Below are 1,148 nucleotides of genomic sequence, written 5' to 3'. Positions count from 1 at the left end.
GGGGGGGGTGGCGGCGCCCGGGGTGTGCAGGCGGGCGGCCCAGAAGGGCTGGTCGGCGGTGACCGGGACGGGGACGGTGGGGATGCCGGCGCGGAGGGCCGCGGCGGTGGTGCCGGCGCCGCAGTGGTGGACGCGGCGGCGACGCGGGGGAAGAGCAGGGCGTGCGGGACCTCGCCGATGGTGAGGATGTCCGGGGTGGTGGCGTCCGGGGCGGTGAGGCCGGCCCAGCCGGACTGGAGGATGCCGCGGAGCCTGGCGCGGCGCAGGGTGCGTACGGCCAGGGCGCCGAGGCGTTCGCCCTCGCCGGCGGCCATGCTGCCGAAGCCGATGTAGACCGGGGGCGGGCCGGCGGCGAGGAAGTCCTCCAGGGGGGAGGGGAGTTCGGAGCCGGCGGGCAGGTGGGGCCACCAGGGGCCGACGACGTCCAGGCCGGGGCGCCAGTCCCGGGGGCGGGGGACCAGGAGTTCGCTGAAGCCGTGCAGGACGGGCCAGTTGGCGGCCTCGGTGCGGCGGCGGACCGCACGGGGGGTGGTGGGCGGCAGGCCGAGGCGGGTGCGCAGGTCGTGGGCGGCGTCGGCGTGCAGGCGGTCGACGACGCGGAGGGCGAGCCGGCCGGCCGTGTGGTTTCCCCAACGGCCCAGGGAGCGGCTGCCGTTGACGACCGGGGCGAAGTCGCCGGTGGGGGCGGTGGGCTGGAGGGCGAGGCCGAGGGAGGGGATGTCCAGCGCCTCGGCCAGGTGCCAGCCGAGGGGGCGGTGGTGGTGGAGAGGAGCAGCAGGTCGGTGCCGGGTACGGCGGCCTCGGCCATGCCGGTGCCGAGTTGGCGGATGAAGGCGGCGGCCCGGCGCAGCAGGGCCCGTTGGGTGGTGGGGGCCGGGTCCGGGTGCTGCCCGGTGGTGGCGCGCGGGTCGGCGGGCAGGCTGCGGAAGTCCAGGCCGGCGGCGCGTACCAGGGGGGGCGAAGGTGTCGTGGGTGGCGAGGGTGACGTGGTGGCCGGCGTCCCGGAGGCGGGCGCCCACTCCGGTGTACGGGGCGACGTCGCCGCGGGAGCCGGCGGCGGTGATCAGGATCTGCACGGTATGCGGCCTCGGGTCGGGGGCGGAGGGTGGTCGGGCTGAGGTTGGTCAGGCTTTGGGGGGAGGTGGTGC

At 78.1% G+C, this 1,148-nt stretch carries 1 pseudogene; it reads right to left on the bottom strand.

Annotated features, from left to right (window positions below):
• Window positions 1-1,076: pseudogene (locus RZ84_RS42305) on the bottom strand (glycosyltransferase); the annotation flags it as partial.
• Between the last annotated feature and the right edge of the window lie 72 nt (window positions 1,077-1,148).

This window comes from Streptomyces sp. CT34, assembly GCF_000805335.1.
In the GTDB taxonomy this organism is placed as follows: Bacteria; Actinomycetota; Actinomycetes; order Streptomycetales; family Streptomycetaceae; genus Streptomyces.
The sequence above is the reverse complement of the archived record's forward strand: the minus strand, read 5'-3'. Positions and strand labels throughout refer to the sequence as shown.